Raw genomic sequence first — 26,930 nt, forward strand, 5'->3', positions numbered from 1 at the left:
ACTGGCGGCGGCGGTCAGGTATTTGCCCAAACCACTAACCCGGCGGTGAGTACGGGTGATGGAGTGGCGATCGCATATCGGGCTGGGGTCATCCTCCGCGATTTGGAATTTGTCCAATTTCATCCCATTCATTTTTAATAGAATAATCCCACTCCCTAGAATTAGGAGTGGGCTGCTATTTGCTACATTAACTGCAAGTCAGTTATCTGTAGATGCCGTTGTTAAAGCGATCGTCTCCTTCGTTGAAGGCAGGTTCTAGTTCTGTCACGGTAAACTTATCCAAGTTGGCTTGCAAGGTTTGTTTTTGGCGATCGCTCAATCCTGGAAGATCCAATACATCCTCTACATTTTTGTAGGGAGCATTTGTGATGATTTTCTTAGCCAGGGTGGGATAAAGCCCTGGATACTGTTGAAAAGCTCGGACGTTGGTATTATTCAAATCGATTTTCTTACCAAATTCCGTTCCTAGCTTTTTATCTGCCCGATTCTGCCGCTCAATTGCCAGAATTGGGACTTGAGGAAAAGCAAAACTGTTGAAACTAGCAGCTTGGGCTATCTGAGTTGTTCCCAACAATCCCCAGCAACTAAGTAACAAACTAAACACTGTTAATAAACGCGCCAATCCTTTCACGATTTTCTACCTCTTTCCATCAAACAGAAATAAAAGTTTTAAGCTAAAAGCTGTCATTAGTCATTGGTCATTAGTCATTGGTCATACCCTGCGGGTACTCGGTTGGAGAGAATCGCAGAGTAGCCGCTAATGCGTCTACCTTAGAGGACAGAGGACACAGGACAAAGGACAATTGGACTTTGGACAAAACCTGATAGCTTAATTAACACAGCAGTCATCAGAAACTAATATACAGCGTATTAATATCCACAATATTTACCGTTGCTGGGTTTGACTTTATTTTTGGCAAAAACTTTTATCGTCGTCAGAGTGCATGTATAGCTGTAATAGGCTTCTATCAACGATCCCGGTAGTATTCCCTACGCTCCAAAATCTTTTCGGGGTGGCTGATTTTACCTTCCAAGCAGACACAAAACCGTGTGATGTCTAATATCGATGACCCTAGCAAGAGGACTTGAGGGTGATGGAGTATTGTGTAATATTTCTTAACTAATTAATTATCTACACCATCATTCTTGATGTGCCGTAGACTGACTGGAAAAAGTTTCAGTGAGAGAAGACCATCGTTGCAACCTTGTGCCTTGTGCCTCCTTCACGCTGCGATCGCAGCTAACAAAAATAGGCTGTCTACCAAAATTGTGCTTAAAACTGCTCCACCAAAGGCATACCAGTGTCTTTGATTTCGACCTAAAGCTAAAATCCCGACTGTTGAAAGCACTAAGGCGAGAATTATTGCCCAACTTTGTCCCCAAGGGGTTTGTACTTGCATCAGGGCATTTTGTAATATTTGTGGTGCGCCATCTGCATCTACTCTCATAATTTGCCGCCAATAGGGCATCAAGTCTGCTAGATAAAAATATACATCTGTTAAAACTGTACCGAGTAAAGAACCTAAATAAAACCAGCTACCCACCTTGCCCCAATTCTTCGCCAGACACCAGCAAGCAAAGGGTAAACCTATAGATTCTACTGGTAGATGCCATAAAGGTTCCCAACGTAACCAGCCCCAGTAAATCGCCCCTGCTAACCAACTCCAGCTAAATCCTAAGAGCAAATCCCCCCAGACATAAGTTGCAGAACGCGACATTAAGGAAAAACTTAGCCACAGCCAAAATGCTGTCAACGCTAAACTCAGAGTTGGTAGCGATCGCACTATTGGCGCTTCTACAAATACTGGCACTGATACCAAAAACACCGCCGCCGCAAACACTAACCAACTTTGTCTAGCAGAAATAGATAAAGGGAGAGAGGCAGAAAAGGAAAGTGTAGATTCCAATTGCCCGATCCCTTGGTGCCCAGTATCAGCCAAATTGAACTCAGTATCAATAGAAGGGGTAGAAGCAGTGTAGGAGGACAGTGTATTATTAATCAAAGTTTTTAATATTTGTTACTAAACTTTATCTTATTTAAGATATCACACTTTAAAATCCACCCCAGGGGCATTGTAATTATACTGAAATTTCCCGGAGTGCTGGTGCAAACCAGACAAAACCGCTCTGTAGTTTCTTGTAGAGAGAGGACTACAGAGAGATGAAGGGTAAAATTTAACAGTTAAAAAGCGAACGATATTAGTCCGTTAAATATTAAAGTTTGATGAACTGCTAAAATTTCGTTGACTTATCGAAGTGGGTGTAAGAACATGGTCAGCGTCTTAGATGATGTTATTGATCGGTAAAATCGGATTTTCGATAAGATTAGGTGCAGTAGAAAGTATATAAAGCAACATCATCATCTAGACAATGTTCATAATGATGTCTAGAACAGGAAAAAGGTATTAATTGCAATGGAGTTTATCCAAGCTTTTATTTTGGGTATCGTTCAAGGGATTACAGAGTTTTTGCCAATCAGTAGCACTGCACATCTTCTGATTTTTACAAAGGTATTTGGTTGGAAAGAACTAGGTTCTAAAGATTTTGTCGATGCCATTCAATTTGGCAGTGTGATCGCAATTGTAGGGTATTTCTGGTCGCTGATTTCTAGTATTGTCAAAGGTGGAATCGAAGCACTAAAACAGAAAGATTGGCAACGTGAAGAATGGAAAATTCTAGTGGGGATTGTAGTAGGAACTTTGCCTGCCTTAATTTTCGGCTTTCTTTTAAAAGACGTTCTACCAGAGAGTGCATTAATTATTGCCATCATGTCAATCATCATGGCGCTTGTATTAGCTTTGGCAGAAAGAATTGGTACTCGCAAGCGAAATTTTGATTCATTGCAGATTCGGGATGGTATTTTAGTTGGATTGGGACAAACACTTGCCTTAATTCCGGGAGTTTCCCGTTCTGGCTCGACGTTGACAACTGCCTTATTTTTAGGATTAGAACGCGATACAGCAGCGAAATTCTCATTCTTGTTAGGGTTTCCAACTCTTACCATTGCTACGCTCTATAAAAGTTTGAAAATCTTCAAATTATTTCAAGCTCACCAACTACCCGATAATATTGTTGGACTATTAATTGTAGGGATTATTTCAACCTTTATTTTTTCCTACCTATCAATTGCATTTTTGCTCGAATACTTAAAAACCAAAAACACTTTAATTTTTGTATGGTATAGATTAGCATTTGGCATCACTATCTTAGCTGCGATCGCAGCAGGTTGGAAAGGATAATTTCATAATAGTCATTTGTCATTTGTTTAAAGCAAATGACAAATTCTCAATTCCCAATTCCTAATTCCCATGACTACCATTCATCCCGCCCGAATTACCAAAGTTCTTCCCGACTCAATAGCCGCCGAGATTGGCTTTGAGGCTGGGGATGCGATCGTTGCAATCAATGGTACACATCCCCGCGATTTAATTGATTATCAGTTTCTGTGTGCTGATGAAGTTTTGGAACTAGAAGTTTTAGATGCTGCTGGTAAAACTCATAGCCTGGAAATCGAAAAAGATTACGACCAAGACTTGGGACTAGAATTTGAAACTGCCCTATTTGACGGCTTAATTCAGTGTAATAATCGCTGTCCATTTTGTTTTATCGACCAACAGCCACCAGGTAAGCGCACCAGCTTGTACTTGAAAGACGACGACTATCGTCTGAGCTTTTTGTACGGTTCTTATCTTACCCTGACCAATTTGCCAGAAAAAGAATGGCAGCGAATTGAGCAAATGCGTTTGTCTCCATTGTATGTTTCTGTTCATGCTACAGAAGCAGATGTGAGAATTAGACTGCTAAAAAATCCGCGTGCGGGGCAAATTTTACAACAATTGAAGTGGTTTCAAAAAAGGCGACTACAAATTCATGCTCAAGTTGTTGTTTGTCCTGGTATAAATGATGGCAAACACCTGGAACAAACTCTCAAAGATTTAGCGTCTTTTCATACTGGTGAACTGCCTGCGGTGGCATCAGTGGCAGTTGTACCAGTTGGGTTGACAAGGTTTCGACCTCCAGAAGACGAACTCATACCTGTAACTAGGGAAAAAGCTCAAGAAGTCATTTCCCAGGTGCAAATCCTCTCACGGCAATTTTGCCAACAATTCGGTTCTAGCGTTGTTTGGTTAGCTGATGAGTGGTTTTTGATTGCAGGTAAGGAATTACCCAGCGAATCAGAATATGAAGAATACCCCCAAATTGATAACGGAGTTGGTTCGATTCAATTATTTATCAAGCAATTTGCCACCGTTGCAGCAGAATTACTTCCGCCAAAAGTATATCCTCAAAGAAAATTAACTTGGGTCGTGGGCAACGCCGTAGAAAAAGCATTTCAACCTATTTTGAAACGCTTAAATTCTGTTGAAGGTTTAGAAGTAAATATGCGTGCTTTATGTAGTGATTATTGGGGACAAACTATCAGTGTAACCGGATTGCTAACTGGTCATGATTTGCTTTTAAATTTGGAAGGTGAAGATTTAGGTGATGGGATTTTGCTACCCAATGTCATGTTAAAAAATGGGGAATTAGTATTTTTAGATGATATGAGGATTGAAGAATTAGCTAGTAGACTAAATACAAAAATTTTCCCATTAGCAGGAGTGGAAGATTTAATCAAAAACTGTATTTTTAATTATGCTCAGGTTTAGTTATAAAAGATCAGTTGTTTTTCGGAGGTAATTTATTGTTATGCTGGATGATAAATAAGAAGTAATGCCTAATAATTAATCCACTGAGGAGTCAGTAGTGAAGAATCGGAAAGAGTATCATAAAAAGGCAAATTCACAAATAAAAAAAGCCGGATTCTTCATTTTAAGTTTTAACTTTTTAATTTTAAATAGTTTTAGTATTTTGCCAGTGACGGCGGCGACTGAAGAACCTGTATTGAGCGTAGTGCATAGCCCAGAAAATGCGAATCAATGGACAGGGATAACTGACCGCTTGCAGACAATAGGGGTTAAATATTGTGTAATTCCCCTAAATGATGTCAAGAGTGGGGCAGATTGGGGCGATCGCCGGGTATTATTTTTGCCAAATGTCGAGACATTAACGCCAACCCAAGCGATCGCTCTCGAAGAATGGATGAGTAAGGGAGGGCGCTTGATTGCTAGTGGCCCCTTGGGTAGTTTGTCATCGGCAGGAGTGCGGCAGTTATTGCGATCGCTCTTGGGAGGTTATTGGGGATTCAGCCTTAGTGATACAGAACAGATTAAACCCATAAAAACTAATACCCCAGAATGGGCAAATCAAACTGAACTCTTTGGCAAAATACGCGGCGGCGTTGTGATTCCAAATGATATGGGCGCTGAATCTGCTGCTGTTTGGAATTCCAAAGATAATCCAGCCGCAGTAGTAACAACTGAGCGTTCCACCTTTTTTGGCTGGCGCTGGGGAACAGATACAGCCTCAGCAGCAGAATTAGATAATGCCTGGTTAAAAGCTGCTCTCAATCATTATTTGACAGCGCCACCACCATCAAGTCGGATGAAAAAAGTAACAGGAGGCTCCTCAAACTGCTCTACAACGGTAGCAGTTGCGCCAAGGGAGCAAGGGGGCAGAGGGGCAGAGATGCAGAGGGGCAGTTCATCTCCTCCCTCATCTCCACCATCTCCTCCTCCTAAAAGTGCGACTGCTCCCATACCGAGAGCGCTGACTATAGTCAAACCCCCCAATTCCGAGGCTATCGATCAGTTAGAACAAGCGGTACGTCTGGATGTTACGCCGAACTCCAATCAGCCGATTGATAACAATGAAGCGATCGCCCTCCAGCAAGAGCTAGAAAATCTAATTGGTCGGGTAGAAAGCGCTAATTTAGCAGTGTCAGCCGATGTGGCAAATGAAAGCGTTGGGATATCTGAGAAAAAGCAGTCTGCTAGACATCTGCATACCTACACTCCCCAACCTGTTAATGTGCAGCCAACGCAATTGGCCTCAACTAAATTAGGTGGGCTAGTCAGAAATAAAGACCAAGCCCTGGCACAGGTAAGAGTAATTGCCAACAACTTACCCCAATTGATTGCCCAAAAAAACTACGCTCTGGCTCGTCAGCAGTGGCTGGTAGCAAAGACAATTTTGTGGCAGCAGTTTCCTGTCGATCGGAGGTTGGCTCAACCAGAAATTCGGGCAGTTTGGTTAGATAGGGGGACGATTGTTCGTGCTGGTAGCAAAGCGGGACTAGCCCAGATTTTCGATCGCCTAGCCCAAACTGGAATTAATACTGTTTTCTTTGAAACTGTTAATGCTGGCTATACTATTTATCCCAGCCAAGTTGCAAAAGAGCAAAACCCATTAATTCATGGATGGAACCCACTAGAAGATGCGGTGAAATTAGCCCATGAGCGCGACATGGAATTACACGCTTGGGTTTGGACTTTTGCTGCTGGCAATCAACGGCACAATGAGATTATCAACGCTAGTCCAAATTATCCAGGGCCAGTACTGGCGGCTCATCCCGATTGGGCAAACTACGATAATCTTGGCAACATGATTCCCGTTGGTCAGACTAAGCCATTCTTTGATCCAGCCAACCCCGAAGTGCGGCAATACTTACTCAAGCTGTACGAGGAAATCGTTACTCGCTATGATGTGGATGGTCTACAGTTAGACTACATTCGCTACCCTTTTCAAGACCCATCAGCAGGTCGAACTTATGGCTATGGCAAAGCTGCAAGAGCGCAGTTTCAGCAACTTACTGGCATAGATCCGATCGATATTTCCCCCAGTCAACCAGACTTGTGGCAAAAGTGGACAACATTTCGCACCGAGCAAGTTGATAGCTTTGTTGCCAAAGTTTCAGAGCAGTTGCGACAAAAACGACCGAATTTGATTTTGTCGGTTGCAGTATTTCCGCTGCCACAACAAGAGCGGATTCAGAAAATTCAACAAAACTGGGAAACTTGGGCAAGGCGGGGAGACGTAGATTTAATTGTTCCTATGACTTATGCTCTGGATACTTCGCGCTTTCAGCGACTAGCCCAACCCTGGATCGCCTCGAAACAATTGGGAGCTACATTGTTAGTGCCGGGAATTCGCTTACTTTCTTTACCAACAATTGGGGCATTCGATCAACTCCAGTTGGTAAGGGACTTGCCAGTGAGTGGTTATGCACTCTTTGCCGCAGAGAATTTTAATAACGATCTACAAAAGCTTTTTATTAGCACCCAAGGTAGAGTTCAATCCAAAACAAGTGAACCGATTCCTCACCGCCAACCTTTTCAAACTGCCGCCATCCGTTACACCGCGCTGCAACGGGAATGGAAATTTGTTTTCCAAAATGACCCACTAGAAAGACCCGCCCAGACAATATCAGATTTTAACAACCAGGCAGAAGTTTTACGCAGTGCTTTAAATCAGCTTGCTGCTTCCCCTTCTGCTAGTAACTTGCTAGTGGCGAAAGCCTCTCTAACTCGTTTCCAGTCTCAATTTCGGGTATTGATGAGTCAAGAAATTAAGTCGAATTCCTATCAAGTCAAAGTTTGGGAAAATCGGCTTGTAACTATAGAAAGGCTATTGCGTTACGGCGAACGACGGGTGCAGTTGCATCCCTAATGAAGATGCAAGGCAGCAGAAGGAGCAGGCGGACAAGGGAGAATTATTAAACAAGTTTCTTCCTTCTATAGGAATCCGATTTGATTTATTAAAAAATCTAAGTATATGTGGGGTGTGTTAGGGTCAGCGTAACACACCAAAAGCTTTGGAGTCAGGTGCGTTACGGCTTACGCATAACACACCTTACGTGTATTTCAAAAATCAAATCGGATTCCTATAGCATATCAAATTCTCGTTGAGATCCAGTTACTCAAGTACAAATGCTTACTACCACGCGCTATAGTACTGACAGACACGACAAATTGGCTCGCCTCATTGGAGTTTGTGTGGATAGTACCTCCCGTGTAGCAAAAGTAGGATTGCGTGAGAGTGAAATACGATTTCACGGCATCTTCAACGGAACTTTCCAGTTTATCGGATTGCTGATAGAAAAAGGCATTGTGCTAAAAGTAAACCAAACAGCACTCAAGTTGAGCGGGCTACAACCACAACATGTAGTTGGGTTTTCAAATTGGGAAATATGGTGGACGCGACTTGAAAGCCTTCAATATCTGCAATATTTACTCTCCTCCAGCCCTACAGTAATTTACACCTGTAAGAGTTCAGGAGATTTTCGTAGTAGATTTATAAGCGAAAATATTGTCACTCTTACGGCTTATAAAGCGCGGGAAACACTTGAAGATCCTGGCTTTTGGTCTAGCCATCTCCATTCGGTATTGCAATCTTTTCATCACAGCAGTAATGTCGAGCGTATACTAGGCACTGGATTAGGAATGGCAATTGTCAAAAAATGTTTGGATATGTACTAAGGTAAAATATTTGTCACAATTATACCGGGATTTGGTATAAATTTTATTGTCATTATGTTATCAAATAATCAAATATAAATTGAGGTAAAATATGCCCAAAATTTTAATAATAGAAGATGAGGAAGCAGTCCGTGAAAATCTTTTAGATTTGCTAGAAGCTGAGGACTTTGAAACTATTGCTGCGGCAAATGGCAGAATCGGTGTACATTTAGCTATCTGCGAAGTTCCTGATTTAATTCTCTGCGATATGATGATGCCAGAAGTTGACGGCTATGGCGTGCTAACAGCGTTACGCCAAGATCCTTCAACGGCAACAATTCCCTTCATTTTTCTCACTGCCAAATCTGCCAAATCTGACTTCCGTCTAGGTATGGATATGGGTGCTGATGACTATATAACTAAGCCATTCACTCGGGCTGAGTTATTAAGTGCTATCATGAACAGGTTAGAAAAGCACGCTACTTTAAAAAGGTATTTATCTCCTCAGACTGCAATTAACAATTTGTCTCCCAAAATGCAGTTGTTAGAAATTAGCTTACACCGGGCTATCAAACAACATAATTTTCAAGAGTTTGAAATCTATTATCAACCAATACTTGATATTACTTCTGGGAAAATAGTAGCTGCTGAAAGTTTATTGCGCTGGCAAAGTCCAGAATTGGGGATGATTTACCCAACAGAATTTATTCCGTTAGCAGAGTCTACGGGTTTAATTGTTCCAATTGGTAAATGGGTATTAAAAAGTGTATGTAAACAATTAAAAAGCTGGCGTGATATCGGAATTAATTCCTTGATTGTTGCTGTAAATCTATCAGTCATCGAATTTAATCAACCAGATTTTATTCATAAAATAGTCAACTTTATAGGGATCAATAATTTGGAACCAGATGACTTAGAGCTAGAACTAACTGAAAGCATGATTATGCAAGATGTAAATAGTGCGATCGCTACTATGAGCAAACTGCAATCTTTGGGTATAAAAATTGCCATTGATGATTTTGGGACAGGCTACTCTTCTTTGATATATCTGAAAAACTTACCAATCAATACATTAAAAATCGACCGTTATTTTATTCATAATGTTGCAAAAGACCCACAAAAATCAGCCATTACTAAAGCATTAATTCAGATGGCTCATAATCTCAATTTAAATGTAATTGCTGAAGGTGTAGAGACGGAAGCAGAACTAGCTTTTTTGCGCCAACACAACTGTAATTCTATGCAAGGTTTTCTATTTAGTCGTCCATTACCACCAGCAGAATTTGAAAATTTTTTATTGACTAAGAAATGCTTATATGTGTGAAGATTGGGAATTGGGAAATAATTTACTTTTCAATTCCCAATCCTCTGATAGGTTGACTAAGCAAGAAAAATTGGACTTTAGACTGGCGACAATGATTAAGTCTTAAGTCTAAAGTAGAAAAATTGTCTCATGGTGTTTACCGTCATGAAAGTCTTTGCGCGTTTCTTGCTACCAGTTTTTTTACTGACTTTGGCCGCAGCCTGCAACCAAACTCGCGCTTCCTCAGATAATCCCACACCACAAAAATCTGTACCTTCTGCCCAACTGACACAGAATCCTACACAGCCAAAAAATATTGTCCTAACTGAAGCACTCTCACCTACGCCGATTCGGATAAACCTCAAGAATTTACCAGCACCCTTCGCAACAGAAAGTGCTTCCAAGCGGCCTGAAGTTGTGCCGATTCCGCAAGATCCGGTGCTACGCGTACCACGAGGTTTTACAGTTAATGTTTTTGCCGAAGGTTTAGATGCCCCGCGCTGGCTAGCTTTAACCCCCAGTGGCGATGTTCTGGTTACTGAAACCGGGCAAAATCGTATTCGTCTATTACGTGACAGCAACCGTGACGGCGTAGCCGACATTCGAGAAACCTTTGCTAGTGGGGACAACGGACTCAATAGACCCTTCGGTATGGCTTTTGCAGATAATTCCTTTTTTCTAGGAAATACAGATGCTGTGGTGCGTTTTCCCTATACTCAAGGTCAAAATAAGATTACGGGTAAAGGGGAAAAAATCGCCGATTTGCCTTCTCAAGGTTATAACAACCATTGGACGCGCAATGTTGTTGTCTCACCCGATCGCAATAAATTATATGTCTCAGTGGGATCGGGAACCAATGTGGATGAATAACCCCTACCACGCGCTTCGATACAGGTAATGAATTTAGATGGTTCTCAACAGCAAACTTTCGCTTCCGGCTTGCGTAATCCTGTTGGTTTGGACTTTCATCCTGTAACTAAAGAACTTTACGCCACTATTAACGAACGCGATGGAATCGGTGATGACTTGGTTCCAGACTATCTGACACGGGTTAAACAGGGGGCATTTTACGGCTGGCCTTATGCCTATCTGACACCAAACAACCTCGATCCGCGTCAAAAAACCGATGGCAAAAGTAAACGCCCCGAATTAGCAGCCCGCACCCAAACCCCAGATGTGCTGTTCCAAGCGCATTCAGCAGCATTGGGTTTACAGTTTTATGATGGTAAGACATTTCCAGAAAAATACCGCAACGGTGCTTTTGCTGCTTTTCGCGGTTCTTGGAATCGCGATCGCGGTACTGGTTATAAAATTGTATTTGTTCCCTTCGATGCTAAGGGGCGATCGCTTGGCTATTACGAAGACTTTATCACAGGCTTTTTGCTAAATCCTTCTGTACCAACTACTTGGGGACGACCTGTAGGTTTACTCGTGTTGCCAGATGGTAGTTTATTACTAACAGAAGAAGCCAATAATCGGATTTATCGGATTCAGTATACGGGGGGATGAATAATTCCCTAGAGTAAAGTTAGAGCAGTTATGACTGTATCTCCATACCCAGGTTTATCCCCTTTACGGTAAATTACAGAAAAATACTAATACTTATCTGGTTGAGAAATTGATTATGACTCCCAATGAAAATAATACTCAGTCAAATATCAACGAATTGCCTCCACATTCAGGCACACGATACTGGGGTGAGGTGGAGGTGATCGAGGAGGGAGATACTTATAGAATTAGCCGTGTTGAAATCAAGCCCAGGCACGGAATTAAACCACAAATTCATTATCACCGCAATGAACATTGGGTTGTAGTCTCCGGTGTAGCCAAGGTAACTTGTGGCGATGCGGAAATATTACTGAATCGAAATGAGTCAACTTATGTCCCCGCAGCAACCCTACATAAGGTAGAAAATCCTGGACATATCCCGCTAGTTATTCTGGAAATTCAAAATGGGGAATATTTGGGCGAGGATGATACTGAACGTCCTTATGACTTAAATTTGGTCAAAGCTGTAGCTGAAGGTTAGTGAGAGACGCGATTAATCGCGTCTGTTGTTAATGCCCCATACCCAAATCAAAACCAACCTTCTTGTTCCAGGGTTTCAATTAGCTGTAAGCCACGGGGATCGCCCACTCCTAAGAGTGAAGCTTTCGCGTCTTCCCGGACTCCCAAATCTTGATCCTCGGCAAAGGCTTGAATTAAAGCATCAATCGCTGTGGCGTAAACTACATTAGAAGGTAGTTCGCGGCACAGTTGACCAATTGCCCAAGCACTGTTACTCCGTACTGCTGCCACAGGATCTTTGACTAAGGCTTCAATTAATGGTGGTATTGCCCCGATAACTGCTTCATAACCAACTTCTGCCATCTGTGCTAAGGAGCTAGCAGCCCACAAACGCACTGCGGAAATGTCTGTTCTTAAGGCATCTGCTAGGGGCGGTAAAGAACGGCGATCGCGACAGTTTCCTAAAGCCCAAACAACGCCTTTACGCACATAGCCATTCCAATCACTGTTTAGTTGAGCAATTAATGGAGTCACTGCTTCTGAACTGGGATTGCGTCCAAGGGCATAAGATGCGCTCACCCTGACTAAGGGACAGATATCAGTTAAGAGGCGAATCAGATGGGGGGTAGCACGCGCATCTTCTATATCACAAAAAGCACGCGCCGCTAACATTCTTTGCTGGGGCTGGGGATTTTCCAGGAGGGCTAGCATCACTTCCGGATCGGGCTTCGCCACAACTGAATCGGCAGTTAGCGGCTCTATTTTATCTAGGGGGCTTTCTAGCTCCTCCTCAATATCGAGTAGGCTTAGATCGTCTTCGTCATACATAATTTCATTTCAATCTCGAAAAGGGATTAATACATAATCCCCGTGCCAATAAGTTAAAACTTTATAAATTGCGTAATTATACACTTTCTTTTCCCCTCGTTGAATTTTATCCAAACGAGAACCGTTATATACTCAAACACTAAAGTATGTTACGGCTGTTCTCTAGTTTATTTTTCTGCACTCAGGAATTTTACCATCCACAGGGATTGGGTTTGATAACCTAACTGATTGTAAAGATTTAATGCGGGTTTGTTTGATTGAAACACTTGTAATCCGATCTGGCGATCGCCTCTTTGAATTGCCCAATTTTCCACATATCGCATCAAGGCTGTACCAATACCTCGCCGCCGATGTTCTGGTACAACGTAGAGGATAAAGATATGAGCATGGCGATTACCCTGCACTTGATCTATGGCATTACCCACCCAAAGGCAGGCGATGGGGGATTGGGAATTGGGAATTGGGAATTGGGAATTGAGAATTGGGAATTGAGTATAGTTATTCTCCTTGTCCCCTTGTCCCCTTGTCTCCCTTGTCTCCCTCATCTCCCTCATCTCCCTCATCTCCCCCTGCTCCCCCTCTTCTTCTACCCACCACAAAGGCGTATCGCTAGAAAAGTATTGCTTAACTGTTTGCTCTAGGTGAGAAAAATCCTCATTGGGAAAGAGATCCTGGTAAGTTCGGTGCATGAATTTAAGCAGCAGCGATCGCTCCAATGTCGAACCACGGCGAATCATATACCCTGGTAGTAGTTGCTCAGACACTTCTGACGTTTGTTTCTTAGCTAGGTGAGTTATACCAATTACGAATTACGTTAGCGTAGCGGTAGCGACGCAGGAGCGTCATTACGAATTAGTATGTGCTGCTGGTGGCAAATTAGCAGGAGTGGGTTGAGAACTTATCCCTACCTCTTCAATTGGTGCAGGTGCTGCCATATCGGATGGTAAAAAGATACGGGCGCTGACTGCGACTAGGGCAAAGATAAATACCAAAACTGCAAGCAGTGGGGCGATGTATTGACGAAAAATAGCCATATTTTAATTGCAAAGAGAGCTAGGAACTTTTATGAGAATTTAGCTGAAGATTTGTGAAGTATTCTTTATTTTAGCAATTTTCTGTATATGGGAATTGGGAATTGGGAATTGGGAATTGGGAATTGGGAATTGGGAATTGGGAATTGGGAATTGGGAATTGGGAATTGGGAATTGGGAATTGGGAATTGGGAATTGGGAATTGGGGAAGAAACTTGTTAAATAATTCCCCCTTGTCTTCCTCATCTCCCCCTACTCCCTACTCCCTACTGCCTACTCCCCTAGTACTATTGGCTGCGTTCTAAGTCATCAAGCACTCTTTCGCAATACCAATTTTCCGGCATTCCAGGATAAGTTTCCTTTGCCTGTTCAATTAACCTTTCGGCAACGGCAGTGTCACCAGATAACTTAGCAATTAGCCTATTTTTGAGATAGCTATCAGATACACCATCGTCTACCTGGTTTGGTATCTCTTGATTTATAGTTGATGGTCGAGACTGATCTCTTCGTAACTGCCAAAATAAAACGTAATAAAGTGTACCAAAAATTAAAATTAGGCTGAGTGTTCCGAAAAAAGTTAGGAGATTAAATGCTAGATATCCCAAAACTAACTGCGAGAGAACATACCCAAGTAATAAACCAGTCAGTAAGAGAATAAATGTGCCGACAGCAATAACTACTTGATTCCCCATATATCCTCTTCTTCGTCGTCAAGTCCTGGTCTGGATAATACTACCACTGGCTTGGGATTCCAAGGGGCAAAAAATGGCAATAATAGTAATCCTGGCAAAGCTGCTATTGCTGTCAGTAGAAAGAATGTAGACCAACCAGTGGCTTGTGCCCATGTACCTGCTGGAGCCGTGACAATATCTCTACTAAAAGCTTGTAAACTGGAAAGTAAGGCGTACTGTGTAGCTGAAAAGCTTTGGTTACAAAGACTCATCAAAAATGCTACAAAAGCAGCAGTTTCTAGACCAGCACAGAATTGTTCTATATTAACGGCAGCTAACATCAGATAGAAATTTTTACCGACTACTGCTAGGGCAAAAAAAGCCAAGTTACCGACAGCTTGGAGTATAGCAAATATCCAGAGTGAGCGATTAACACCAATTTTGGTCATTATTGCTCCTGCTGCCAAGGTACCAACAATAGTGGCGAAAATTCCCAATGCGCCAGGAAATGCGATATCGGTTTGAGTGAAATGTAAACCTTTATCTAACAAAAATGGGGTGGATACATTCTTTAGTAAAGAATCTCCCAGCTTGTAGATCACAATGAATATCAAGATTAAAAGTCCTTGTAGCCAGCCATGACGCTGGAAAAATTCAATGAAGGGTAATTTGACGGCGGCGGATAAAGTCTGAGGCGGGCGATCGCGCAGGACTGGTTCTGGTGCAAAAATAGAACTTACCACGCCTACAAGCATCAACAGCGACATTAACAAGTAAACAGCTTGCCAAGGCATTCTGTCTGCCAAAAATAGGGTGACGTAACCGGTTACTAGAATGGCAATGCGATAACCCAACAAGTAAATAGATGCCCCAGCACCTCTTTCTTCCACTTCCACTACATCAGTGCGGTAAGCATCAACTAAAATGTCTTGGCTGGCGCTAAAAAAAGCAACAGCTACAGCAGCAATTATAAAAGGTTGTAGCCCTTGGGATGGGTTTTGTAAAGCCATCGCAGCTATACTTAACAGTAATGCTACTTGTATAATTACCAGCCAACCTCTACGCCGCCCCAAAAAAGGCGGTACAAATCTATCTAGTAAAGGCGACCAGAGAAATTTTAAAGAATATGGTAGCTTAACTAAACTAAAAGCGGCGATCGCTGCCAAGCTGATTCCTTCTTTGGTCAACCAGGCTTGTAATGTCTGACTGGTTAAATACAACGGCAACCCTGATGAGAAACCAAGAAATAACAAAGCTCCCATCTTCGGGCTGCCAAAAATTCGTAGCAGCGATTTATTTACTTGCACAATATTGAAGATTCCTTGTTGTCTAATTGAATTGCAGTTATCTTGCCATAGCTGCTGTCTAATTTCGTATAAGCACACAAATCTGCTAATATTTTCTCTATTTAATTTCCTTAATTGAATAAACCTGATGCCCTCTGATTTCTACCCCGTGTGCAACAAGGCATTTTTCCCAACCTTCACGCGTACCGATATCGCTTTTATCCTTGAGCAATCCTAATTCCTGTTCTTGTTGGGTGAGTTTAGCAAATTCTTGGTAACGTGGGTAGTCGCTGGTAACAAATGTTTCCTTTCGGTGCAAAACTGGCGGATTTGCCCTAGTTTCGTAGTCTCGGTGAGTGATGAAGAGGGTTTTTAAGTCAATACCTATACTGGCTTTTAACGCCGGATGGGGATCGGTGTCGAAATCAGGGTAAAACAGATAGGATATTTGCGGCTTATCAGTGTGATATTTGATCAATGTGGCTCCATCTACACGCCCAATGGTTCGGCTAGCACAACCTTCACAAATTCGTAGCAAAGGATCGAGTGCAGCTAATGCCGAAACATGGACGTAAAGCGCACCACGTGTATGTTTACCAATTTTGCTTTTTTCGCAAGCAGTTTGAATCACCCCAGGTTTACCTAAGCTGAAAAGTTTTTGGTCGGCTACAAGGCACGCTTCCTCGTAGCTACTAAAAAAAGCTTTGATATCGTGACGCATTTCTGGGGCTAGCTTTTGCCATGCAGGGCGTTTATCAAAGTGGGTGAGGGCAAGATAAACTTGGATATCCAGAGAACGACGATAAGCGATCGCATCCCATTCAGCCTCATCAGTAGCTTGTAAAATTACACCAAAGGTGCGGCGGAAGTTACCAAATTCGCTCAGTAATTCCTGTTCATTTTCCAATTCGCCTTTCACAGGTAGTCTACCGCGCTTGGTAAAGAAAGCCATTAGAGGTTGTAGCTGTTCTTGATAATCTTCAAACCGCTTAGTGGGGATACGGACTCGCGGTGTAGAAGTGGTAGAAAAGAAGCGGATAGCTTTGTAACTTTCTTTTTCAGCTTCATCTCGAAAAACAAAATAAACCCCTAGCGCGATCGGTACTGCATCGACATTTAGGACTTCATCAATATAAGTTTTGAGTTCTTGCTGTTCGTAATATTTCTGAAAAGTATTGCGGCGCGTCACAATGCCATCATTGTAAGCAAGTTGGGTTTTGCTGGGTGCGTTAATTAATATTTGAGCCGCGACAATTAAAACTTTGCCGGTGAGTTCCCAAGCTTGGCGAAGGCTCTGACGGCGTTCTTCTGGATCTTCGATAACGTTGAGGACATAACCTAAGTTGACCACATCGGCGGCGGTGCGTGGAACATCGGGATGGTAGTAAGGATCCCAACCTGCGCTGGTGTAACCTAAGTTTGCTACTCGCTGGACATCACCACCATAGCCGCAACCGTAATCAAAAAAGGTGGTATCTGGATTCAGGATTGCCCATTCTATGGCCAATCGTACAGGGCGAGATATGTCAGTGCGAGCGATCGCAGCTCTATGACGCTCAATTTCTAGCGCTTCAGGCATAATATTATTTGTCAGTTAACAGTGAACAGTTAACAGTCAACTAATATCCTTTCAATTTTTAACCGCTAGTTCAATTAAATCTTCAATTTTCTTGATATTTGGATCGCCTGCTAAGTAGCCAATACCGCGATGCAAATGCAGGCGAAATTGGGTAGCGAGGGTTTCTTTGTCGGTGGGATAACCGTCATTGTGACAGCGTTGTTTGAGGGCGAGGAGGAGAATGTCGGACATTTCGCCGCCAAAGACGCGCCAACTCATTTCGACGTTGCTATCTTGGGGAATTGGGACGGGGGAGGGTGTGGTTGATTCTGCGAGGGAACGACAAAACGCCCAACGACATAAGATATTCCATTGGTCAATTTTGGTGCTGCGTTTAAGTTTGGTAAGTTGATCTTTGGCTGTTTGGGAGAGTTTTATTCTTTCAATGGGTGATTCCATTATCTTCCTAAAAATTGAGGTAGTTTTCGTTTATAAACCCAAACAGTAGCGAACCGCAGTTTCAACTTCAAGCATTTTGGAGTCCGAAATTTTGCCAGATGGGTCATCAGGAAAGCGATTTGGATCTAAAGAGCGAATTTGAAAACATAAAAATACTGTTTCTAGTCGCAATCCACTGTCACTAGGAGATACTCGTATATTGTTTGGATAATCGTGCCTAATATTTGTTCCTTTCGTACCTACAACTACAGTTACAACCAAAGGTAATTGGTTGATAGCGTCTATAGATAACACTAAAACTGGTCGTGTTCCTGCTTGTTCTCGTCCCCGCACTGGATTAAGATTTATAAAATAAATTTGTCCTCTCTCAATGCTCACCACTTTGTTAAACCTTTTTTTAACCCATCCATTTCTGTAACACTAAATTCATTATTTATAGAGGCGATTTCTGACTGTATATCTAAATCACTAGCCATTGCAGCTAGTTGTTCATTCATATATTTAACATCAGTAAAGCTATCTGATATTTGCTTCTTTTCTTGCACTTGACTTGTGATAAGTTCTAAAACCCATTCTAGTTCTTCTAATGACAAAGCACGTAGGTCACGCTCAATTTTTAGTAAATGTGGTAAGTTCATCATTGCTTATCTACTTTTCAAAGCCCAATATATATATATTGTAAATATCTAGAGTTGGAAAAATCGCGCTCCGCCAATTTTTTAATAATATCTAAGCTGTTGCGTATTTAATTTGTATATGCGATGCGGACAAGATGCCCGCACTACAATAATTTTACGTTTTCGTACTATACAATTTAGATGCACATCAGCTTACTACCAAAAATATCCTGGTTGGATAGTTGTTTGACGGGTAGAAGAGTCGTATTTAAGGAGGTATTCACGAGCGATCGCTTCGTTTTCTCGCAGTGTTTCGACTTCTTTCTTTCCAATCTCAGTATCCGTAGATAACAAAATCACTTGGTGGCTGGCAGATGGAAAGTAACGTTCAACTAAGTTACTGCGGTGAGATGAGTCTAGTCTACCTAGTGGCGTATCGATTGCTACTGGTAGGCGGTGGCCGGAGACTTTGGCTAAACCCCAGAGGAATGCGATCGCAAGTAGTTGTTTTTCACCTGCTGATAAACGATGTTTAGGCACAGGTTTACCATTTAAATCGTAAAGCAAAAGGCTAAAAGTCTTAGTATCAATGGTGATGCGATGCACCAAGTCTGATTTATGGAGGAGATAAAGGAAGCAATTTTTAACTTCCTCCTCTAATTTATTCAGTTTTCGCAGAGTTAATTTTTCACGAAAAATCTTGAGTGTATTTTGAACTTTAGCCGCAGAGGTAATAATATGCTCGCTATTTTTATGTTTAATATTTTCTACAGTATAATCACTTAATTCTCTCTTTGACTTGGCAATAATAGTTTCTAATTCAGCTAAACGGCGGCGGATTGTTTCGTAATTTGCTTTAGCTTCAACAACTTGATTTTGTGCCGTTTCTAGTGCTTGACGCAGCTTTGTATAATCTTCTGGTGCTGCTGCTGTTTGCACTTGCCTTTCTAGAGTATGAATTTCTTCTTCCTTATTTTTGAGAATAGCTAATTTCTCTTTCGCAGAAAGTTTAGAATTTTGTAAGTGATATATGAGATTATCTAGCTGACTTAAAGTTTCATCATCGGCTAATAGCCAAGGTGCTTCTATCTGGATAGTTTTTGCATATAAACTATCTACATCTTGGATTAAAAATGATTGGATTTTTTCAACTTCTATCGGAGAAATTTCAACTTGATTTAGCCAAGTTAGTAAGCGCTGATCTCGTTCAAGTAACAAATCTTTAGAAATTTGTACCTGTTGATGGCGAAATTCCTTTTCTCCCTGTATTTGCGCCTGATTAAGTAAATTAGGAATTAATGCCAGAGGTAAAACATCAGCCGCTAATTCACACATCGACTGACGTACTTGTTCAATTTCCGCAGTTTTTGTATCCTGTTGTAATTCTAGTTGATTGCGTTCTGCTGCAATCTTCCCGCCTTCAGAAATGAATTTATCAAAGGCTTCTTGCTGCTTTTGTTCTAACTCTTCTACCTGATTTTTGAGAATTTCTACTTTCTCTTCTGTTGTTTGATAATCTTCTTGCTGTTGGGTTAACCTAGTTTCAATTTCCTCTAGGTTTGCTAAATCCTTGCTATTACCAACTTCTTTAAGTTTACGGTTAACTAATATATCTAAATCAACTGCTAAACGGTCTGCCAATTCTAAACCTAAAAGTCCACGAATTGCATCTACTACAACTGGTGGTGGTGTTTCTTGTTCTGCAAGTTCTTTAACTTGTTCACCATCAAAGAGAAATAAGTTGGAAATCCCTAATGGCAGGAGATTTTCTATATATTCATCCCAGATATTAACTAAAGCATCAGGCCAGGTATCACTGTCGCCTAAAATACCTAGCGTATCTTTCCCGTCTTTAGGATTTTTTGTCCAGCTACGCACAACACGGTATTTTATTGGCTTATCATTTTCAATATGTTCAAAAAGCAATTCAATCCGGGTGTCTGCAACTGGATCTATTTTGTTGTTAACGCATTGATTGAGAAAATCACTATAACTTAAATTACCACGGGTAGAACATTGGGCGCGGGGGCCATAAAGGGCGAGACGAATAGCATCCATAAGCGTAGTTTTTCCGCCGCCATTCATACCACCTAATAGGATGATTGGGTGTGAGTTTTCCTCATCAATTTTTGGGTTAAGATTGATTACCTGTTTGCCACTGTAAGGGCCAAAGTTTTGTAATACGAGTTCAAGAAATATCATTGATTTTTAAGATTAACATGAGTTCGACAGCGATCGCAGAAGCAGAAAGTTTGTGATGAAAGGAATCAGATAAAATTAATTAGATGGTTTTGTCTGACGCATTGATAAAAAATATTGTCTATGAAATATAGATAATACCATCACTAACTGTTAAGAAATGCGATTGTATCTGTCTCGGTGTTGGTAAGTGTGGCTATATTTGCACACCTCCAGCTTGAAAAATCTGTTCGGCGGTTAAATTCAATTCTGGGAAAGTAGGCGAGACAATATGGGTATCGCCTTTAAATTGAGTAACTTGGTACTCACCATCAATTAATTGATAAATGGATATAGTAGGCAGTTTAGGATTGCCAATAAACTTCCTAGCACCTATAGCCGCGTAATCTATAATCCAATATTCGGGAATACCTATACCTTCATAATCAGCTAATTTTTTGTAGTAATCATCTCGCCAATTAGTACTAACAACTTCAATAAATAATGGAATAGATGTAGCTTGAGATACAGTTGATTCTTTTTTCCATAAAGGCTCATTCACTAAATTTGGTCGATTGATTATTAAGATGTCTGGGGAATAAGCTGATTCACCTTCAACTGGCTTGACTAATACAGTTTTTGGAATGAAGTAAGGAAGTTTTTGTCGCCCAATTTCGATAGATATATTTAGCGCCAAAAAACCAACAACATCCTCATGATCTCCCACTGGTTGTGCCATTTCAACAATCACGCCATCATGTAATTCATATCTCCCACCCTCAGGCCGCCAAGCTGCAAAATCTTCAAAAGTTACTAATTTGTGTATGGCTTGAATCATAGAACCTCGCTTGTTTTAAGATAACCCAACTTTGTCAAGCGTTCTTTAAGTAGTTTGGTTGACTCCCGTCTTCTATTATTCTGAGTTTTTCTTTTTAAATTTCATACTTGCCCAAGTTACTTGTTCATCACTTTCACCTTCATCTACCTCATTGATTGCTGCAACATCGCCCAAAGTCATCTGTTTGACTTTTGCAACATCACCTTGACTAACTGCTTCGCTTAATTCGCGTTTCAAACGAGCATTTTTAATCGCATCTTCTGGAGAACGGGAACTCGTATTAAAACATTTTTCTAGGGTTTCATATATCACCACGCGACGAGTCTTTTTGCGATACTGGCGTTCTGTGTCTAACAATTTTGCCATAAGTTCCAAGTGCATCGCGTCACCTTCACAGATTTCTTCTAATACTATCCATTCATCACGGCCTAGTAGGCTATAGTCAGCACCAGGACGGGGGTCTTGAAATTCTTCGCCAGTCACTTCTTGATAAATCCGGGGTAAGCTATCATCAAATTCGTGTCTTTCTTCTAGCCAAATGCGGCGAATTTCGCTCATTTCTTCTAGAGTAATTAGGGTGATGTCGCGCATATTTTCTGGTGCTGTTTGGCGAATTTCTTTTTGGACTGTAAGCAGTTGTCTTAGCCAATCCTCCCGCGCTTCTTTAATAAATGGGCCAGGAATAGGTTCAATAGATATGCCATCTTCTAAGTTACGTTCATAAAGTTGCACACCGCCATTTCTACGTCGGAAATCTCTTTTATCACGGGTTTCTTCAGCGTCCAATTCTTTACGGAAATCAAGTAGAGGTTGCATCCACTCTTTCTCTTCGTCATTTTGGATCATCGCCGCGAGTGATTTATCTTGACTAACCAGCGTACAAACCCAGCAACCAAAACGCGAGCTACCACAACTAGGGGTAGATGTATCAACAACTAAAGGACATTCATTATCAGCAGAAGCACCTCGATACATGGTGAATAAATCTTTATTGCTGTACCCCCAAGGGTTTTCCCACTGCATTAAGTAAATCCAGACTTCATCATTTTCCCAGTCTTCAATTGGGCTATAAACCAAAGAATTTGGCAAGTTCATATTAGGACTGAGGCGATCGCGTACCCGTTGAGCTTCCAATTTTTTCATTCGGCTAGCGCGTTTTGTGCTTTCAGCTTTGCGAGTACCCAACACAACGATCGCTTCTCCACTCGCTCGGATCACATCACGAATAAAGCGGTTAGAGGGATTAATTTTGAGGCGTTCTGTACACCAGCGAAATTTTCCTCTGGGTGCTGGATAACCTTTACCAATCAAACCTACCCAAAATGTCTCTTTAAAGTCTGGCTGTAGCAAATGGGGTTCAAATGGTAATCCTTGTGCTTGGGCTTCAGATTTCATCTGTTTTAGAGAACTGCGTACCCAAGCAGCAACGATAGGATTCTCTACCAACGTGTCTGTAGTAATAACGTATATTGTTTTAGTTCGCTTTTCAGGTGGGAGTGCTGCGATCGCATTCCAGATAAGCTGTAAGGTAGCAGTACTATCTTTACCGCCCGAATAGCCCACCACCCAAGGAATTTCATCTAAACAATACAATTCTTGAATTTCAGTGGTGAGAACTTGGATATAGTCCACTAACTCTGCTACAGTACGTGTTTGCTGACCTTTATTTTCTGCTTGTTGTGCTGTAGTCATTTCTCCTTATCTCTGGAAACACTGGTGTAATATCCCGGTGAATAGAATTATCGGCTATACAGACACAAACCACCTGCATAGGTTGAAAAATAGTTTTTAAAAACTTTACTACTAATATCCAAATTTTTGGATAATTAAACTACATAATCCTATTCTGTTTTTAAAATTTAACATGAAAGATAGTGCATCTGACCCGACTGCTGACATTGCTAGAGAATACCTGGAACGGGAAGACAAGGAAAAACAGGTACTAGCTTTACTCCTAGAGAAGTTTTTAGGAAGAAAAGATCAGATTCTCGTTCAAAAAACCGAGATGGGTGGTACTGAGGCTTATGTTAGCTCTGTTACCTTGGAATGGTTTGCAGGTCGGGTTCACTTCGCCTCTGGCCTACCTCTGTTTCAAAAAAAGTATAATTCTGATACTGATAATGTCGAGATTGACGCGGATAGTATTGATGAAATTCAGCAGCGTCCCCTTGATTGGTCACGTCAAGCACCGCTAGTCCAGTATTTAGCGGCTCGACAAAATCACAAATTTCCGCCAGTGCTAGTAGTAATTAATCAACCGTGGGTAGATAATCCCAAAGCTGCTGAGTGGGATAGTGAAGGACGCGCCACCAAGTCTACTACAGATTTCATCCCCCTTGATAAAGACGCTAAAGTAGGTCTGCTAAATATTTCTGAGGATGATGTGACTATTTATGCGCTAGATGGTCAACACCGATTAATGGGTGTACAGGGATTGATGGAGTTAATTAAAACTCGCAAACTCCAGCGCTATAAAAAAGATAAAGGTGCTGATGACAGTTTTATTACAGTCAATGATTTGATAGAAAAGTACCAAGTAGACCTTGCTTACTTGCAAAATTTACCCAAGGAAAAAATTGGTATTGAGTTCATCTGTGCGGTAGCGGCTGGGGAAACTCGCACCCAGGCGAGGCGGAGGGTAAGATCGATTTTTGTTCATGTTAATCTGATGGCTGCACCGTTGACTAAAGGTCAGCTAACACAGTTGAATGAAGATGATGGTTTTGCGATCGTTGCTAGAAAAATTGCAGTTACACATCCACTATTAGAACAACGACAAGATCGCAATCCTCGTGTTAATTGGAATAGTGCAACAGTAGCCTCCAATTCTACAGTTTTGACTACTTTGCAAGCTCTTCAAGATATGTCTGAGCGATATTTGGCTCAAAAGTTCCCCCACTGGAAACCCTTGGAGAAAGGTTTAATTCCTATGCGTCCAGAGGATGAAGAAATTGAGCAGGGAATTGAGGAATTTAAAAAGCTATTTGATTCTTTGGCTAGTCTTTCTAGTTATAAAATTTTAGAACACGAGGATACACCAGCTTTACGGCGCTTCAGCTTTGAGAAAGATGGAGGTGAAGGAAACATGCTTTTCCGTCCAGTTGCTCAAGTTGCATTAGCGCAAGCTATCGGAATTTTGGTTTTTAAAAAAGGTTTTTCTCTGGCAGATATTTTTAAGAAACTGCGGAAGTTTGACCAGCAAGGTGGTTTTAGTGGTATGGAATATCCCCAATCTCTCTGGTATGGGATTTTGTATGACCCAAATAAAAAGCGGGTGCAGGTTGCTGGGCGAGATTTGGCTGCGAAGTTAGTGGTTTATATCCTGGGTGGAATTCAGGAACAGATGGAACGTGCTGAACTTCGTAAGTCTTTGGCAGATGCTAGGACTATGGAAGATAAAACTATAGGTTTTGATGGCGAGTTTGTTGAACCGAAAGCTGTAGGACTTCCAAATATTCTGAGCTAGCAAAGTTAAGTATGGATTTTCAGTGTGGTTTTTACCGATGCTACAGTCCATAAGGGTTGCATATCATGTTTGCTAACATCTACCAATTGGTATAAATATTTATATGGCTCAAACAAACGAGGATAGTAACAATAGTGTTTCGCCAGAGATAAAAGCTAAGTTTAGTACCTTGATTGCACCGTTATTTGAAGACCATTATCGAGATTCCTGCTATCCAGGGCTGATTTTTCGCCAGGGAAAGCGGAAAATGTTGCAAATCAATATACCTGCTAGGGACTTTCCCGCTCTTTTGGTAATAAAACCCGCTCATGGAAATGATCCTGATTCAGGTAAACAACGCCCAGAAGTACCAGGTCATGCTGAGGAAATAAAAAACTATATTATTGAGCAAGCCCAAAAAGAAAAACCTTGGATTCTGGGAACACTGACGGCAAATGTACCCCTAGAGAAAATAACAATTCTCGAATTGGGTAGGGGTATTTGTATAGTTGTCATTCCTCGTGGAGTTAAGTTAGACATTACAGACGGACAACATCGTAAGAGCGCTATTCAGAAGTTGATAGAAGGCGATGCCAGTTACTTAATTAGTGATGATGATTTCCCAATTACACTGGTTTTAGAAGAAGACCTTAATCAGTGTAAAAAAGATTTTCGAGATATGGCTCAAACGAGAAAACTAGATCAAGCATTGCTGTTGTCATATGGGGTATTTGAAGGTCGTGTTGGTATTACTAAAAAGCTGGTAGAAGAAGTACACATATTTTATAAAAAAACAGATAAAATTCACGATGCTCCGCGTCTAAAAGATAAATTTATTTACACAAATAACTTCATAGCCAGGGCTGTGAGTTGTGTTTTTACAAAAAATCCTGATTCTGAACTTCAAGACTATGATGTAAAAATTTCATCTAATGCTCTAGCAAATTGTCTCAACAAATTTTTCTTTGAATGCAGTAACACAAAATATATTGCTGAGACAAATGCAGATGATTTGACTGTTGCTGAGATCAGAAAATTTAAGGATGAATGTTTACTAGGCGTGAGTGTTGGGCTGGAAGTTTTGGGTCGATTACTATACTTCACTTACAATAAAGACACTAATTATTTTGATGAAGGGAAAGTTTCCCAACTTGCACAGATAGGTTGGACAAGAGATAATCCAATTTGGGAGAATACTCTAATTAGGATAGACCCTAACGCTAAAAATCCAGATAAGCGTTATAAACTCTCTACTGGTGCAAATGCAGTAACGGGTGCAGTCCAGAGAATAAAATCTAAACTAGGTTGGATAGAAAACCCTTCTGATTGAAAATACCCTAATTCAAGAGAGGAATTTGGTGAGATCAAATTCCTCGTCTTGTTGCTCCGTGTTAGTTCGCTCATAACTGAGAAATAATAAAATTCGCTCTGAATAATCTACTGAGCCACGCAACTCATTTTGTAATATCTCTAGTCCACCGTTAGCATATTCTTCAAAAATACTGTTGCGTTGTCTTTCATATTCTTCTTCATTAAGAGATAGTGTTTTGATGTCTTTAGTTTCATTAATTGCTAATAATTTTATTAAAATATCATTTCCCATTGAGGCAAAATACTCTATCCTGATTGGCGATGGTTCCCTTTTAGAAATCTCTCCCAAAGCCACCCGCCTTTTATGTTTTGCACCCAAAGCTGCTGCAAACACAATCGCATCAGCAAAAGTATTAAAAGGCCCTGTTCCGCCATCTGAAGATGTTAAATCTTTCACCAACTCAGCCTTATCTTTAGCAACCCTGATTCTGCCAGTTTCAGCCATTGTTTTAATATCTACATTGTTGCTATTTTAACCGAAAGTCAAAAGCGAGCGCACTTGTTAGCGCATTATTTTATACTAGTATGTGAGCGATCGCTTAAACAAATTATCCACCAACATAGTCCATCCTGGCACTGCCAGTTCAGCTTCAGCCACCTCATGACGGTGATAAACTTGCGGTTCTTCAGGATTACATCCTCTCTTGTCTCCGCGTTCTCTGCGCCTCTGCGGTTCGTTTCTCCAAAACCTATATTAAAAACAGAACATCTTCATAAACCAAAGAAATAGGAAAGCGAAAATCAACGCTAGTTAAATTAACCTCATCCCCTTCTTCATAAGGATGTAATTCCCAAATTCCTTTATCATTTATACGAAAGCAATCTAAACTGATTTTTTCAGCATCAATGAGGACATATTCTTGTAAAGTCTGAATAGGGAGCATCCCATTTTTGCAGAAATACTGATTCATGAGTGTAGTATGGGGAGAACACAATACTGACTTAAACCATAGGCATGACCCCCGAAGAAAAAGAACGGTTACAAGCAGCAGTAAAAGAAAT

General features: G+C 41.2%; 24 protein-coding genes and 3 pseudogenes. 11 read left to right on the forward strand and 16 right to left on the reverse strand.

Going from position 1 to position 26,930, the window contains the following annotated elements; all coding sequences use genetic code 11:
- A pseudogene (locus CDG79_RS41390) lies at window positions 1–126 on the forward strand (FAD-binding protein); the annotation flags it as partial.
- Window positions 127–202: 76 nt separating this feature from the next.
- On the opposite strand, the gene psbU reads toward CDG79_RS41390, so the two are convergent.
- Complete coding sequence (gene psbU / locus CDG79_RS27855; RefSeq protein WP_094331664.1) at window positions 203–631, reverse strand: photosystem II complex extrinsic protein PsbU; 429 nt, start codon at window positions 629–631, stop codon at window positions 203–205.
- Between the two features lie 592 nt (window positions 632–1,223).
- Window positions 1,224–2,003 carry a DUF3120 domain-containing protein gene (locus CDG79_RS27860; RefSeq protein ID WP_189525159.1) on the reverse strand — a complete coding sequence of 260 codons (780 nt, stop codon included), beginning with the start codon at window positions 2,001–2,003 and terminating at the stop codon, window positions 1,224–1,226.
- 411 nt (window positions 2,004–2,414) lie between these two features.
- On the opposite strand from CDG79_RS27860, the gene CDG79_RS27865 reads away from it, so the two are divergent.
- From CDG79_RS27865 to CDG79_RS27895, 7 genes and pseudogenes are all read left to right on the forward strand, one after another.
- On the forward strand, window positions 2,415–3,239 hold the full coding sequence (locus CDG79_RS27865) for an undecaprenyl-diphosphate phosphatase (protein WP_094345008.1): 825 nt from the start codon (window positions 2,415–2,417) through the stop codon (window positions 3,237–3,239).
- A gap of 69 nt (window positions 3,240–3,308) precedes the next feature.
- Window positions 3,309–4,649, forward strand: a complete 1,341-nt coding sequence (locus CDG79_RS27870; RefSeq protein ID WP_094345009.1) for a TIGR03279 family radical SAM protein — start codon at window positions 3,309–3,311, stop codon at window positions 4,647–4,649.
- Between the two features lie 97 nt (window positions 4,650–4,746).
- Entirely contained in the window at window positions 4,747–7,548 is a 2,802-nt protein-coding gene (locus CDG79_RS27875) for a family 10 glycosylhydrolase (RefSeq protein ID WP_094345010.1), read from the forward strand.
- Between the two features lie 260 nt (window positions 7,549–7,808).
- The gene (locus CDG79_RS27880; RefSeq protein WP_094345011.1) at window positions 7,809–8,357 is read left to right on the forward strand and encodes a PAS domain S-box protein; all 549 of its coding nucleotides are present in this window, start codon (window positions 7,809–7,811) and stop codon (window positions 8,355–8,357) included.
- Window positions 8,358–8,448: 91 nt separating this feature from the next.
- Window positions 8,449–9,660: an EAL domain-containing response regulator gene (locus CDG79_RS27885; RefSeq protein ID WP_094345012.1), complete on the forward strand. Its 1,212-nt coding sequence runs from the start codon at window positions 8,449–8,451 to the stop codon at window positions 9,658–9,660.
- A gap of 144 nt (window positions 9,661–9,804) precedes the next feature.
- Window positions 9,805–11,148: pseudogene (locus tag CDG79_RS27890) on the forward strand (PQQ-dependent sugar dehydrogenase).
- A 115-nt stretch (window positions 11,149–11,263) separates the two neighbouring features.
- Window positions 11,264–11,668: a phosphomannose isomerase type II C-terminal cupin domain gene (locus CDG79_RS27895; protein WP_094345013.1), complete on the forward strand. Its 405-nt coding sequence runs from the start codon at window positions 11,264–11,266 to the stop codon at window positions 11,666–11,668.
- A gap of 47 nt (window positions 11,669–11,715) precedes the next feature.
- On the opposite strand, the gene CDG79_RS27900 is transcribed toward CDG79_RS27895, so the two are convergent.
- From CDG79_RS27900 to CDG79_RS27910, 3 genes are all read right to left on the reverse strand, one after another.
- Entirely contained in the window at window positions 11,716–12,474 is a 759-nt protein-coding gene (locus CDG79_RS27900; RefSeq protein ID WP_094345014.1) for a HEAT repeat domain-containing protein, read from the reverse strand.
- 167 nt (window positions 12,475–12,641) lie between these two features.
- The gene (locus tag CDG79_RS27905; RefSeq protein ID WP_094345015.1) at window positions 12,642–13,211 is read right to left on the reverse strand and encodes a GNAT family N-acetyltransferase; all 570 of its coding nucleotides are present in this window, start codon (window positions 13,209–13,211) and stop codon (window positions 12,642–12,644) included.
- A 108-nt stretch (window positions 13,212–13,319) separates the two neighbouring features.
- A complete protein-coding gene (locus tag CDG79_RS27910) occupies window positions 13,320–13,508 on the reverse strand; it encodes a hypothetical protein (protein ID WP_094345016.1) in 189 nt (62 codons plus the stop codon).
- An 87-nt stretch (window positions 13,509–13,595) separates the two neighbouring features.
- Between CDG79_RS27910 and CDG79_RS44980 the strand changes: the two genes are divergently transcribed.
- Entirely contained in the window at window positions 13,596–13,727 is a 132-nt protein-coding gene (locus CDG79_RS44980) for a hypothetical protein (protein WP_262985837.1), read from the forward strand.
- Window positions 13,728–13,792: 65 nt separating this feature from the next.
- On the opposite strand, the gene CDG79_RS27920 is transcribed toward CDG79_RS44980, so the two are convergent.
- The 9 genes from CDG79_RS27920 to dndC all read right to left on the reverse strand — a co-directional run bounded on the left by CDG79_RS27920 (window position 13,793) and on the right by dndC (window position 22,804).
- Window positions 13,793–14,197: an ABC transporter permease gene (locus CDG79_RS27920; protein ID WP_094345018.1), complete on the reverse strand. Its 405-nt coding sequence runs from the start codon at window positions 14,195–14,197 to the stop codon at window positions 13,793–13,795.
- The gene (locus tag CDG79_RS27925) at window positions 14,182–15,483 is read right to left on the reverse strand and encodes an AmpG family muropeptide MFS transporter (RefSeq protein WP_094345031.1); all 1,302 of its coding nucleotides are present in this window, start codon (window positions 15,481–15,483) and stop codon (window positions 14,182–14,184) included. Before CDG79_RS27925 ends, CDG79_RS27920 begins: the two co-directional genes overlap by 16 nt.
- Window positions 15,484–15,580: 97 nt before the next feature.
- Window positions 15,581–17,041, reverse strand: a complete 1,461-nt coding sequence (locus tag CDG79_RS27930) for a DNA phosphorothioation-associated putative methyltransferase (protein ID WP_094345019.1) — start codon at window positions 17,039–17,041, stop codon at window positions 15,581–15,583.
- Between the two features lie 51 nt (window positions 17,042–17,092).
- A complete protein-coding gene (gene dndE, locus CDG79_RS27935) occupies window positions 17,093–17,479 on the reverse strand; it encodes a DNA sulfur modification protein DndE (RefSeq protein ID WP_094345020.1) in 387 nt (128 codons plus the stop codon).
- Between the two features lie 30 nt (window positions 17,480–17,509).
- Complete coding sequence (locus CDG79_RS27940) at window positions 17,510–17,860, reverse strand: type II toxin-antitoxin system PemK/MazF family toxin (RefSeq protein WP_223278355.1); 351 nt, start codon at window positions 17,858–17,860, stop codon at window positions 17,510–17,512.
- The gene (locus tag CDG79_RS27945) at window positions 17,854–18,120 is read right to left on the reverse strand and encodes a hypothetical protein (RefSeq protein ID WP_223278356.1); all 267 of its coding nucleotides are present in this window, start codon (window positions 18,118–18,120) and stop codon (window positions 17,854–17,856) included. The genes CDG79_RS27940 and CDG79_RS27945 overlap by 7 nt, the downstream gene beginning before the upstream one ends.
- A 192-nt stretch (window positions 18,121–18,312) precedes the next feature.
- On the reverse strand, window positions 18,313–20,298 hold the full coding sequence (gene dndD, locus CDG79_RS27950; protein WP_094345023.1) for a DNA sulfur modification protein DndD: 1,986 nt from the start codon (window positions 20,296–20,298) through the stop codon (window positions 18,313–18,315).
- Window positions 20,299–20,491: 193 nt separating this feature from the next.
- Window positions 20,492–21,112, reverse strand: a complete 621-nt coding sequence (locus tag CDG79_RS27955; protein WP_094345024.1) for a Uma2 family endonuclease — start codon at window positions 21,110–21,112, stop codon at window positions 20,492–20,494.
- A gap of 75 nt (window positions 21,113–21,187) precedes the next feature.
- Window positions 21,188–22,804, reverse strand: coding sequence for a DNA phosphorothioation system sulfurtransferase DndC (gene dndC, locus CDG79_RS27960; protein ID WP_094345025.1), 1,617 nt, complete (start codon window positions 22,802–22,804; stop codon window positions 21,188–21,190).
- 172 nt (window positions 22,805–22,976) lie between these two features.
- On the opposite strand from dndC, the gene CDG79_RS27965 reads away from it, so the two are divergent.
- Both CDG79_RS27965 and CDG79_RS27970 read left to right on the forward strand, forming a co-directional pair.
- Window positions 22,977–24,578 carry a DGQHR domain-containing protein gene (locus CDG79_RS27965; protein ID WP_094345026.1) on the forward strand — a complete coding sequence of 534 codons (1,602 nt, stop codon included), beginning with the start codon at window positions 22,977–22,979 and terminating at the stop codon, window positions 24,576–24,578.
- Window positions 24,579–24,681: 103 nt separating this feature from the next.
- Window positions 24,682–25,887 (forward strand): DNA sulfur modification protein DndB, encoded by a 1,206-nt coding sequence (locus tag CDG79_RS27970; RefSeq protein ID WP_094345027.1) that lies wholly within the window; start codon window positions 24,682–24,684, stop codon window positions 25,885–25,887.
- 12 nt (window positions 25,888–25,899) lie between these two features.
- Here CDG79_RS27970 and CDG79_RS27975 read toward each other — a convergent pair whose 3' ends face one another.
- Both CDG79_RS27975 and CDG79_RS44070 read right to left on the reverse strand, forming a co-directional pair.
- On the reverse strand, window positions 25,900–26,373 hold the full coding sequence (locus tag CDG79_RS27975; protein ID WP_094345028.1) for a DNA phosphorothioation-associated protein 4: 474 nt from the start codon (window positions 26,371–26,373) through the stop codon (window positions 25,900–25,902).
- Between the two features lie 244 nt (window positions 26,374–26,617).
- Window positions 26,618–26,930: pseudogene (locus CDG79_RS44070) on the reverse strand (hypothetical protein); the annotation flags it as partial.

It is taken from the genome of Nostoc sp. 'Peltigera membranacea cyanobiont' 232, from assembly GCF_002245985.1.
Taxonomy (GTDB): domain Bacteria; phylum Cyanobacteriota; class Cyanobacteriia; order Cyanobacteriales; family Nostocaceae; genus Nostoc.

Coding starts and splice junctions, on each gene's coding strand:
- CDG79_RS27865 (WP_094345008.1), top strand. CDS start 2,415: ATGGAGTTTATCCAAGCTTTTATTTTGGGTATCGTTCAAGGGATTACA.
- CDG79_RS27870 (WP_094345009.1), top strand. CDS start 3,309: ATGACTACCATTCATCCCGCCCGAATTACCAAAGTTCTTCCCGACTCA.
- CDG79_RS27880 (WP_094345011.1), top strand. CDS start 7,809: ATGCTTACTACCACGCGCTATAGTACTGACAGACACGACAAATTGGCT.
- CDG79_RS27885 (WP_094345012.1), top strand. CDS start 8,449: ATGCCCAAAATTTTAATAATAGAAGATGAGGAAGCAGTCCGTGAAAAT.
- CDG79_RS27895 (WP_094345013.1), top strand. CDS start 11,264: ATGACTCCCAATGAAAATAATACTCAGTCAAATATCAACGAATTGCCT.
- CDG79_RS27900 (WP_094345014.1), bottom strand. CDS start 12,474: ATGTATGACGAAGACGATCTAAGCCTACTCGATATTGAGGAGGAGCTA.
- CDG79_RS27905 (WP_094345015.1), bottom strand. CDS start 13,211: ATGATTCGCCGTGGTTCGACATTGGAGCGATCGCTGCTGCTTAAATTC.
- CDG79_RS27910 (WP_094345016.1), bottom strand. CDS start 13,508: ATGGCTATTTTTCGTCAATACATCGCCCCACTGCTTGCAGTTTTGGTA.
- CDG79_RS44980 (WP_262985837.1), top strand. CDS start 13,596: ATGGGAATTGGGAATTGGGAATTGGGAATTGGGAATTGGGAATTGGGA.
- CDG79_RS27920 (WP_094345018.1), bottom strand. CDS start 14,197: ATGGGGAATCAAGTAGTTATTGCTGTCGGCACATTTATTCTCTTACTG.
- CDG79_RS27930 (WP_094345019.1), bottom strand. CDS start 17,041: ATGCCTGAAGCGCTAGAAATTGAGCGTCATAGAGCTGCGATCGCTCGC.
- dndE (WP_094345020.1), bottom strand. CDS start 17,479: ATGGAATCACCCATTGAAAGAATAAAACTCTCCCAAACAGCCAAAGAT.
- CDG79_RS27945 (WP_223278356.1), bottom strand. CDS start 18,120: ATGATGAACTTACCACATTTACTAAAAATTGAGCGTGACCTACGTGCT.
- dndD (WP_094345023.1), bottom strand. CDS start 20,298: ATGATATTTCTTGAACTCGTATTACAAAACTTTGGCCCTTACAGTGGC.
- CDG79_RS27955 (WP_094345024.1), bottom strand. CDS start 21,112: ATGATTCAAGCCATACACAAATTAGTAACTTTTGAAGATTTTGCAGCT.
- dndC (WP_094345025.1), bottom strand. CDS start 22,804: ATGACTACAGCACAACAAGCAGAAAATAAAGGTCAGCAAACACGTACT.
- CDG79_RS27965 (WP_094345026.1), top strand. CDS start 22,977: ATGAAAGATAGTGCATCTGACCCGACTGCTGACATTGCTAGAGAATAC.
- CDG79_RS27970 (WP_094345027.1), top strand. CDS start 24,682: ATGGCTCAAACAAACGAGGATAGTAACAATAGTGTTTCGCCAGAGATA.
- CDG79_RS27975 (WP_094345028.1), bottom strand. CDS start 26,373: ATGGCTGAAACTGGCAGAATCAGGGTTGCTAAAGATAAGGCTGAGTTG.